Raw genomic sequence first — 10139 nt, 5'->3', positions numbered from 1 at the left:
GCGCCCACCCGCCCCCGCCGGACCACCGACAGCGCCCAGCCGCCGGCGCCGTCGGGGCGGGCCAGGGTGAGCTCGGGGACCTCGGCCAGCAGGGCCAGCCGCTGCCGCCGGCGCAGCGCCCGCACCAGGACGGCCACCCGGTCGCGCAGCACGGCGGCGTCCTCGAACCGGCCCTGCCCGGCCAGCCGCTCGACCCGGGTCAGCAGCGGGTCGCACAGCGGCCCGGGGTCGGCGGTCACCGCGGCGGCGAACACCCCGGCGGTGCCGGCGTAGTCCTCGCGGGTCTGCGCCCCGGTGCACGGCGCCCCGCAGCGGCCCATGCCCGCCAACGCGCACCCGGGGTGGCTCGGCGAGGGGGTCAGCCGGCCTCCGCACTGGCGCAGCGGCAGCGCGTCGTGGACGGCGGCGACCGCGGCGTCCGCGGCCCGACGGTCGGCGAAGGGCCCCAGGAACGTGCCGGTGCCGGGCACGACCCGGCGCACCACCGACAGCCGCGGGAAGGGCTCGTCGGTCAGCCGCACCCACAGCACGCGCTCGGGGAACCGTGACCGGCGGTTGTAGCGGGGCTTGTGCTGGGAGATCAACCGCAGCTCGCGGACCGCGGCCTCCAGGTCGTGCGCGCAGGGCAGGGACTCCACCCGCTGGGCGAGGCCGACCATCTCGGTCATCCGGCTGCGCTGCTCGCCGGCGGTGAAGTAGCTGCGCACCCGGGAGCGCAGGTCGGTGGACGTGCCCACGTAGATCGGCTCGTCGCCCGGGCCGCGGAAGACGTAGACGCCGGGGCCGTGCGGCACGGAAGCGGCCAGGTGCCGCTTGCGGCGGCGCTCGGGGTCGACCTGGCGGGTCAGGCCGGTCAGCTCCTCCAGGGACGTCACCCCGAGCGGTCCCAGTCGTTCGAACAGGCCGTGGAGCACGTCGACGGTGGCGCGCGCGTCGTCGAGGGCGCGGTGGGTGGGCGTGGTGGTCGCGGAGAAGAACGGGGCCAGCGTGCCCAGCTTGCAGTTGGGCACCTCGTCGCGGGTGAGCAGCCGGCGGGCCAGCACGGCGGTGTCGACGACGGCGGTGGCCGGCCAGCCGGTCCCGGTGGCCGTGCAGGCGGCCTTGAGGAAGCCGATGTCGAACGGGGCGTTGTGCGCGACCAGCACCGCGCCCCGCGCGAACTCCAGGAACTGCGGCAGCACCGCGTCGATGCGCGGCGCGGCGGCCACCATCGTGGTGGTGATGCCGGTGAGCACGCTGATGAACGGCGGGATCGCCCGGCCGGGGTCGACGAGGGTGCCGAACTCGCCGAGCACCTCGCCCCCGCGGACCTTCACCGCGCCGATCTCGGTGATGGCGTCGCCCTGCGCGGAGCCGCCGGTGGTCTCCAGGTCGACGACCACGAAGGTCACCCCGGTGAGCGGGGTGCCCAGGTCGTCGATGGTCGCCTGCGCGGGGCCCGCGTCGCGGTGCCGGCGGAGCAGGGGACCGAAGGGGGAGCCGATCACGGGCCGGACGCTAGGTGGGGGGTCCGACAGTTCCTGCCCCGCCGCGCGGGCGGGGCAGGCACCCGCCCGGGTGAGCGGGCCGCCGCCGGCGTGCACCGCCGCCCGCGGCCGGGGATCATCGCGTCCCAGCACGACGACGGGGTCGGGCGCGCGGGTCCGGGGAGGTCGGCGGTGCGGTCGGGGTCGTCGTCCCTGCTGGTGGCGGTGCTGGCCGCCGCCCTGGTCGGGGCGGTCGCCGGTCCCGCCCTCGCGGCACCGAGCGACCAGCCCGGGGGCACCACCGGCGTCCTGGACAGCGCCGAGCTGACCGCGCTGCAGGACCGGGCCGCGTCCGTGCAGGGTGACCTGCAGGAACGCCAGTCCGCCGTCGCCGCCGCCCAGCAGCAGCTGGCGCAGGCGCAGCAGGCCGCCGACGCCGCCGCGGCCGAGGTCGCCGACGCGCAGGCCGTGCTGGACCAGGCCCGGGTCGGGGTGTCCCGCTACGCGGCCGCGGTCTACCGCGACGGCGGCGCCCCCACGGCGCTGTCCCTGCTGCTGGAGGGCGGCGACCCCGGCGACGTGGTCTCGGCGATGGGGTACCTGGAGGCCGTCGACGCGGCGAACGACGCCGTCCTGCAGGCCGCGCAGGACCGCCGCCGGCAGGCCCGGGCCGACCAGGACGCCGCCGCCGCGTCGGTCGCCGACCGGCAGGCGCAGGCCGACGCCGTCGCCGCGCAGGTCGGGGACCTGGAGGCCGCCGCGGCGGCCGTCACCGACCAGCTCGAGGGCGCCCTGGGGGCGGTGGACCGGCAACTGGCCCAGCTGCAGGCCGAGCAGGTGCAGGTCGACCAGCAGACCGCCGCCGCGTGGCAGTCCTACGTCGACCAGCTCACCGCTGCCGGGGTCGGCCCCCCGCCGGCGGCCGCACTGCGCGACCCGGTGGCCGGGCTGCCCGCGGGCCTGGTGCCGGTGGGTGGGTCCACCGGTGCCGCCCAGCCCGGGGCCGCCCAGCTGCCCCGCCAGCCCACCTCGTTGCTCGTCCTGCCGGCCGAGACGGTCACCGCCGTCAGCGCGGCGATGGCCGACCTCGGCCTGCCCTTCGCGCCGGGGACGGCGGGCCCGGAGTCCTTCGACTGCGGCTCGCTGGTCCAGTCGGCCTACGGCGCCGCGGGCATCGCCCTGCCGGCGACCCAGGGCGAGCTGTTCGCCACGACCTCCCCGGTGGCCCCGGCCGACGTCCTCCCCGGGGACCTGGTGTTCCTGGGGACGCCGGAGTCCGGGCTCTCGCACGTGGGCATCGCGCTGGACCCGCGGACCATGCTGGCCGCCGACGGCCGGGCCGGTGCGGTGGTGGTCCGCACGCTGCCCGCCGACCAGGTGCTCGGCATCGGGCGCCCGAGCCTGCCGCAGCGCACCGCCGTGCCCGTGCCCGGCCCGACCGGCGGGGCGCTGGCGGTGGAGTGCGGCAACACCGTCTACCCGGCCAGCTACGACGGCAGCCGGCAGTGGGGCGGTTACCCCAACGGCCTCATCCCGCCCTCGGCGCTGTGCCCCCTGGGCGTGGGCGGGCACGCGCTGCGCTGCGACGCCGCGGCGGCCTACCGGGCGATGTCGGCGGCCTACGCGGCCAGGTTCGGCTCCCCGCTGTGCATCACCGACTCCTACCGCAGCTACGCCAGTCAGGTGACCCTCTACGGCCAGAAGCCCGCGCTGGCGGCGGTGCCGGGCACCAGCAACCACGGCTGGGGCCTGGCCGTGGACCTCTGCGGGGGCATCGAGTCCTACTCCACGGCCCAGTACGCCTGGATGGTCGCCGACGCGGGGCGGTTCGGCTTCATCCACCCCACCTGGGCCGATCCCGGCAACGGCCGCGAGGAGCCGTGGCACTGGGAGTACGCGGGCAGCTGAGCGGAATTGTCGGTGGGCGGTCCTAGCGTCCGCGGTGCCGGACCGGAGAGGGGACGGCGCCGTGCCCCACGACCCGCTCCACCCAGCCGCCAGGAGGCCCCCGTGCTCATCGACTGCGACACCTGCACCGTCCGCGGCGAGGGCTGCGGCGACTGCGTGGTCACCGTGCTGCTCGGCGCACCGCCGGGCTCGCACGGCGCACCGGTCGTCGTGCCGCTCGGTCGCCGTCCCGCCCGGGCCGCGCAGCAGCCGCTGCCCGGGCCGGCTCCGGGGGAGCAGCCGGGCGCGCACCTGGGCCAGGCGCTCGGGGACAGCCTGGTGTCGGGGCCGACCCGGCAGGGCCGGCGGCTGGACTTCGACGACACCGAGCGCCGGGCGCTGCTGGTGCTCGCCCAGGCCGGGCTGGTCCCGCCGCTGCGGCACCGGCCCCCCGTCCGCGACGCGGGGTGAGGCCTGACCAGTGTCGACACGCCCGGCTGTCACTCGGGCGCGGGGAGAGGTGCACATCCTGCTGAAACCACATCGGTGGAACTAGCAGATCGAACGCCCATCATTCCTTCTGTGACTCTTCGTTTCGGCCCGATCACGACCGTAGGTTGGTCGAGGCCGACCGAGCCCCCACCACCCGACCGCGGGTGGTCCCGGTCGGTGGAACCAGGAGTCCCGCAGCCCCGTGCCTGTCCGCCGCCGAACCGCCCCGTCCGCCGCCCCCTCCGGGGCGCGTCGCCGCTCCGGTCGCGGGCTGCTGGCCGTCGGGGTCGCCGGGCTGGCGGTGGCCCTGCTGCCGGCCCCCGCACAGGCCGCCCCCGGCCAGGCGAGCACGCCGGAGGAGGCCACGCAGCTGGTCGCCGACGCCACCCACCAGCTCGAGGTGGTCACCGAGCAGGTCAACGACGCCCAGGTGCAGCTGGCGCAGCAGCAGGCCGCGGCGGCCGGCGCCCAGCAGTCCGCGGCCGACGCGCAGGCCCAGCTGCAGAGCCTGGGCGCCCAGATGGACGAGGTCGCCGTCAGCGCCTACACCGGCAACCCGTCGGGCTTCGCGGCGCTGCTGACCAGCGCGTCCCCCGAGGAATTCCTGGCGCAGGTCAGCACGCTGGACCTCATCGCCGGGCACACCGACGACCTGCTGACCCAGGTGTCGGCCGCCGCGCAGACCGCGACCGATGCCCAGGCCGCCGCCGACGCCGCCGCCGCGCAGGCCCAGCAGACCCTGGACCAGGTCACCGCCCAGCAGCAGGACCTGCAGCAGCAGATCGCCACCTACCAGGCACAGTTCGCCGCGCTCAGCGTCCCGCAGCGGGCCGCGGTCGTGGAGGCCACCAGCGGGCCCGAGGTCACCCCGCCGGCCACCGTCGTCGCCGACGGCGCCGCGGCGCAGACCGTGGTGGACACGGCCATGGCCCAGCGCGGGGACCCCTACGTCTGGGGCGCCGGCGGGCCTGGCAGCTTCGACTGCTCGGGCCTGACCGCCTACGCCTACGCCGCTGCGGGCATCTCGCTGCCGCACTCCAGCGCCGCGCAGGCCCGGATGGGCTCCCCGGTGTCGCGCGGTGACCTGCAGCCCGGCGACCTCGTCTACTTCTACTCGCCGGTCAGCCACATCGGCATCTACATCGGCAACGGGATGATGGTGCACGCCCCCACCTCGGGCGACGTGGTCAAGGTGTCCAGCGTGGACATGTCCGGCTACGCCGGGGCCCGGCGCCTGCTGTAGCGCTGGTTAGGGTCGCGGGGTGGGACCACGTCGGCGCGCCCTGCTGGCGGCACTGCTCCTCGGACTGGCCCTCGTCGTCGTCCTGTGGCTGCGCATCCCGTGGGCGCCCGGGCCCCAGGTGGTCGACCCCACCGCCGGCCTGGAGCCCGAGCAGGTCGCCCGCGCCGACGCCTTCGCCGCCGCGGTCCGGCCGGCCTCGGTCGTCAACCTGGTGCTCGGCCTCGCCGTCAGCGGCCTGCTCGGCCTGACCCGGCTGGGCGCCCGCTGGGTGACCGCGGTGGCCCGGCCGCTGGGTGGCGGCTGGTTCTGGCAGGTCGTCCTCGGCACCCTGGCCGTCACCGTCGCGGGCCGGGTGGTCACCCTCCCGCTGTCGGCCTACGGCGAGGTGGTGCGGCACCGGTACGGGCTGTCCGCCCGCAGCTGGCCGCTGTTCGCCCGCGACGTCGCCGTCGACACCGGCATCACCGCCGGCCTGACCGCGCTCGGCCTGCTCCTGCTGGTCGCGATCGCCCGCCGGGCGCCGCGCACGTGGTGGGCCTGGGCCGGTGCGGGCGCGGCCGGGCTCGTGGTGGCCGGGTCCTTCCTCTACCCGGTGGTCGTCGAGCCGGCCTTCAACGACTTCACCTCCCTGCCGGCCGGGCAGCTGCGCACCGACCTGCTGGACCTCGCCGAGGCCAACGGCACCCCGGTGCAGGACGTGCTGGTCGCCGACGCCAGCCGCCGCACCACCGCGCTCAACGCCTACGTCTCCGGGTTCGGGTCCACCCGGCGCATCGTCGTCTACGACACGGTGCTCCAGCAGCTGCCCGACGACCAGGTGGAGTCGATCACGGCGCACGAGCTGGGCCACGTCGCCACCGACGACGTCCTCACCGGCACCCTCGTCGGCGCCCTCGGTGCCGCGGCCGGCGTCGCCCTGCTGGGGTGGCTGCTGGGCTCGGCCCCGCTGCTGCGCCGCGCCGGGGCCGACGGGCCGGCCGACCCCCGCGCGGTCCCGCTGGTCCTGCTGCTGGTCGCGGTGGGCACGCTGGTCTCCACGCCGGTGCAGAGCACGGTGTCCCGGCAGATCGAGGCCCGTGCCGACCAGCACGCCCTGGACCTCACCGGCGACCCGGCCGCCTTCGCCGCGGTCATGCAGCGCCTCGCGGTGGCCAACCTCGGCCAGCCCGACCCGCCGGCCGCCTGGCAGTGGTTCTTCGGGTCCCACCCGACCACCGCGCAGCGCGTGGCCGCCGCCCAGGAGTGGTCCCGCTGACCCGCACGCTCGTCGTCACCAACGACTTCCCGCCCCGGCAGGGCGGCATCCAGACCTTCGTCGCCGCGCTGCTCGAGCGGCTGCCACCCGAGGACCTCGTGGTGCTCGCCTCCACCTCGCCCGGCGCCGCCGAGCACGACGCCGGCCTGCCCTACCGGGTGGTGCGCCGGCCGACCTCGATGCTGCTGCCCACCCCCGGCACCGCGCGGGCGGCCGCCGCCCTGGTCCGCGAGCACCGCGCCGAGGCGGTCGTGTTCGGCGCGGCCGCCCCGCTCGGGCTGCTGGCACCCGGCCTGCGCCGGGCCGGCGCCGCCCGCACCCTCGGCATCACGCACGGCCACGAGACCGGCTGGGTCGCGCTGCCGGTGGGCCGCCAGCTGCTGCAGCGGATCGCCGGCGGCGTCGACGTCCTCACCTACATCTCCGACTACACGCGGGGCAAGCTCGCCCCGGCGCTCGGTGGCCGCGCCGACCTGCGTCAGCTCCCGCCCGGCGTGGACGTCGACCGGTTCCACCCCGGTGTCGACGGCGGCCCGGTGCGCGCCCGGTACGGCCTCGGCGACGCCCCGGTGGTGGTGTGCGTGTCCCGGCTGGTGCGCCGCAAGGGCCAGGACGTGCTGGTCGAGGCCTGGCCGCGGGTGCTCGCCCGGCACCCCGGGGCCCGGCTGCTGCTGGTCGGCGGCGGCCCGGACGAGGCACACCTGCGCCGCCGCGTCCAGGCCGTGGGGGTGGCCGGGTCCGTCGTCCTCACCGGACCGGTGGCCCCCGCGTCCCTGCCCGAGCACTACGCCGCCGGCGACGTGTTCGCCATGCCCTGCCGCACCCGCCGGGGCGGGCTGGACGTCGAGGGCCTCGGGATGGTCTACCTGGAGGCCGCGGCGTGCGGGCTGCCGGTGGTGGCCGGCACCTCGGGCGGCGCGCCCGAGGCCGTGCGGGACGGCGTCACCGGGCACGTGGTGGACCCGCGGTCCCCGGCCGCCGTCGCCGCGGCGGTCACCGGCCTGCTGGACGACCACGCCCGGTCGGCCGCGATGGGGGCGGCCGGCCGGGCGTGGGTGGAGCAGCGCTGGTCGTGGGCGACGATCGGGGGCACCTTCGCCGACCTGCTGGCGGGGTAGGTCAGGAGCGACCGGCGGGGGCCGTGGCGTACAGCGCCTCGACCTCGTCGCCGTACTCCTTCAGCACCACGTTCCGCTTGAGCTTCATGCTCGGGGTGAGCGTGCCGTTGGCCTCGGTGAAGTCGACGGGGAGCACCCGGAACCTGCGGATGCTCTCGGCGTGCGACACGGCCTTGTTCGCCTCGGCCACGGCGCCGTCGAGCTCGGCCTGCAGGTCGGGGTCGTCGACGAGGTCGGCGGCCGTGAGCGAGGTGTCCTTGCCCTTGAGCTTCAGCCAGGCCGGCAGCGCCTCCTCGTCGAGGGTGATCAACGCCCCGATGAACGGCTTGCCGTCGCCGACCACGATGGTCTGGCTGACCAGCGCGTGCGCCCGGAGGCGGTCCTCGAGCACGGCCGGGGCGACGTTCTTGCCGCCGGCGGTCACCAGGATCTCCTTCTTGCGCCCGGTGATCTTCAGGAATCCCTGGCTGTCCAGCTCGCCGATGTCGCCGGTGTGGAACCAGCCGTCGCCGTCGATCGCCTCGGCGGTGGCCTTCTCGTTCTGCCAGTAGCCGCGCATCACGATGCCGCCGCGCAGCAGCACCTCGCCGTCGTCGGCGATGGCGGCGTCGGTGCCCGGCAGCGGCCGGCCGACCGTGCCCATCCGGAAGGCTGTGTCGTGGTTGACCGCCGCCGCCGCGGTGGTCTCGGTCAGGCCGTAGCCCTCGTAGACGGTGACGCCCACGCCGCGGAAGAAGTGGCCCAGCCGCTCGCCCAGCGGGGCACCGCCGGAGACCGCACCGATGCAGCGGCCACCGAGGGCGGCGCGCAGCTTGCGGTAGACCAGCAGGTCGAACACCTTGTGCGCGGCGGTCAGGCCGAGCCCGGCGCCGCCGCTGTCCTGCGCCCTGGACCAGTCGATCGCGACCTGGGCGGCCTTGTCGAAGACCTTGCCCTTGCCGCCCTCGTCGGCGGTGGCCTTGCCCTGGTTGTAGACCTTCTCGAACACCCGCGGGACGGCGAGGACGAAGGTGGGCTGGAAGGTGCCCAGGTCGGCGACCAGGTCCTTGATGTCGGAGGTGTGCCCGATGACGGTCCGGGTGCGGAAGGCGCCGACCTGCAGCACCCGGGCCAGCACGTGGGCCAGCGGGATGAACAGCAGCAGGGAGCCGTCGACGTTGAGGAAGCGGCCCAGCAGCGACATGCCGTTGTTGATCTCGAACAGGAAGTTGCCGTGGGTCAGCTCGCAGCCCTTGGGCCGGCCGGTGGTGCCGCTGGTGTAGATCAGCGTGGCCAGGCTGTCGGCGCCGAGGGTGGCGCGGCGGGCCTCGAGCTCGGGGTCGGGGACGTCGGCACCGGCCGAGGCCAGGGTGCCGATTACGTCGTCCTCGATGACCCAGACCGGGCCGAGGTCGGGGGCCTGGCCGCGCACGGACTCCACGACGTCGGCGTGCTCCTGCTTCTCCACGAACGCCGCCGTCGCGCCGCTGTCGGACAGGATCCAGGCGACCTGGTCGGCGCTGGAGGTCTCGTACACGGGGACGACGACGCAGCCGGCGGCCCAGATGCCGAAGTCCAGCACCGTCCACTCGTACCGGGTGCGGGCCTGCAGGGCCACCCGGTCGCCGGCCTGGATGCCGCTGGCGATCAACCCCTTCGCGACGCCGGCGACCTGCTCGCCGAACTCGCGGTAGGTGACGTCGGACCACTGCCCGGGGGACCGCTGCACCCGCAGCCCGACCGTGTCGGGGAACTCGGCGAGGTTCTCCGCGAGCAGGTCGGGGATCGCCTCGTCGGGGCCCACGGTGTAGGTGGGGGGAACGCTCAGCTCGCGCACGCCGGTCCTCTCATCCCCGCGCGGAGCACCGGCCTCGTCGCCGGCCTGCGGACGCGGGATCGTGGTCGCCCAATCTACCGGGCCCTCCCTACTGGGGAGTAGGTGACCTGCACCGGGCCGTCCGCGACCGGGCCCGGCGACTACCCTGCGCGCATGGCCGACCAGTCCACCCAGTCCATCGTGATCGACGCGCCGGCGTCCGCCGTGATGGCCGTGGTCGCCGACTTCCCGGCCTACCCCGAGTGGGTCGCGGCGGCCCAGACGGTCGAGGTGCTGGGGACCGGCGCGGACGGCCGGGCGTCGCGGGTGCACTTCGTGCTGGACGCCGGTGCGGTGAAGGACGACTACGTGCTGGCCTACACCTGGGACGGCGACCGCGAGGTGCGCTGGAGCCTGGTGCAGGGACAGATGCAGAAGCGCCAGGACGGCAGCTACACCCTCACCGAGTCCGGCGGGCGCACCGAGGTCACCTACACGATCAGCATCGACCTCTCGATCCCCATGCTCGGCATGATCAAGCGCAAGGCGGAGAAGGTCATCCTGGACACCGCGCTCAAGGAGCTCAAGAAGCGCGTCGAGGCCTGACCGGACCGGTGCGCACCCTCCTCGTCACCGGCCCGGGCGGGGCCGGTTCCTCCACCGTCGCGGCGGCCACCGCCCACGCGCTCGCCGGGTCCGGGCAGCGGGTCGTCCTGGTGGCCACCGAGCCGCCGCCCGTCGCTGACCTCGGGGACGTCGACGTGCGCGTCGTGCAGGCCGGCCCGGCGCTCGAGGCGGCCTGGGCGGGGCACGCCGACGCGCTGGCCGCGCTGGTGCCGGTGCTGACCCTGCCGCCGGCCACCAGCACCGTGCCGCCGCCGGG

The 10139-nt window shown here is 76.1% G+C and carries 9 protein-coding genes; 7 read left to right on the top strand and 2 right to left on the bottom strand.

Annotation, left to right across the window (positions count from 1 at the left end):
• On the bottom strand, positions 1-1487 hold a 1487-nt coding region (locus NH342_RS19730; protein WP_253017505.1), incomplete at its 3' end, for a DEDD exonuclease domain-containing protein.
• A gap of 171 nt (positions 1488-1658) precedes the next feature.
• On the opposite strand from NH342_RS19730, the gene NH342_RS24385 reads away from it, so the two are divergent.
• The 5 genes from NH342_RS24385 (at position 1659) to NH342_RS19705 (ending at position 7461) form a co-directional block, all read left to right on the top strand.
• On the top strand, positions 1659-3374 hold the full coding sequence (locus tag NH342_RS24385; RefSeq protein ID WP_253017503.1) for a D-alanyl-D-alanine carboxypeptidase family protein: 1716 nt from the start codon (positions 1659-1661) through the stop codon (positions 3372-3374).
• Between the two features lie 102 nt (positions 3375-3476).
• Positions 3477-3824, top strand: a complete 348-nt coding sequence (locus NH342_RS19720) for a hypothetical protein (RefSeq protein WP_256480874.1) — start codon at positions 3477-3479, stop codon at positions 3822-3824.
• 223 nt (positions 3825-4047) lie between these two features.
• A complete protein-coding gene (locus NH342_RS19715) occupies positions 4048-5088 on the top strand; it encodes a C40 family peptidase (protein WP_253017501.1) in 1041 nt (346 codons plus the stop codon).
• Positions 5089-5107: 19 nt separating this feature from the next.
• Positions 5108-6343, top strand: a complete 1236-nt coding sequence (locus tag NH342_RS19710; RefSeq protein ID WP_253017499.1) for a M48 family metallopeptidase — start codon at positions 5108-5110, stop codon at positions 6341-6343.
• Positions 6331-7461, top strand: coding sequence for a glycosyltransferase family 4 protein (locus NH342_RS19705; protein ID WP_308200709.1), 1131 nt, complete (start codon positions 6331-6333; stop codon positions 7459-7461). Before NH342_RS19710 ends, NH342_RS19705 begins: the two co-directional genes overlap by 13 nt.
• Before the next feature lies 1 nt (position 7462).
• Here NH342_RS19705 and NH342_RS19700 read toward each other — a convergent pair whose 3' ends face one another.
• Complete coding sequence (locus NH342_RS19700; RefSeq protein ID WP_253017497.1) at positions 7463-9277, bottom strand: long-chain fatty acid--CoA ligase; 1815 nt, start codon at positions 9275-9277, stop codon at positions 7463-7465.
• Positions 9278-9430: 153 nt separating this feature from the next.
• On the opposite strand from NH342_RS19700, the gene NH342_RS19695 reads away from it, so the two are divergent.
• Positions 9431-9862, top strand: a complete 432-nt coding sequence (locus NH342_RS19695; RefSeq protein WP_253017495.1) for an SRPBCC family protein — start codon at positions 9431-9433, stop codon at positions 9860-9862.
• Between the two features lie 8 nt (positions 9863-9870).
• Positions 9871-10139: ArsA-related P-loop ATPase (locus tag NH342_RS19690; RefSeq protein WP_305884959.1), on the top strand; the 269-nt coding region annotated here is incomplete at its 3' end.

Origin of the sequence: Klenkia sp. PcliD-1-E (assembly GCF_024124375.1) — a bacterium.
GTDB lineage: Bacteria > Actinomycetota > Actinomycetes > Mycobacteriales > Geodermatophilaceae > Klenkia.
Note: the sequence above shows the minus strand (reverse complement) of the source record. Positions and strands in the feature narration are given on the sequence as shown.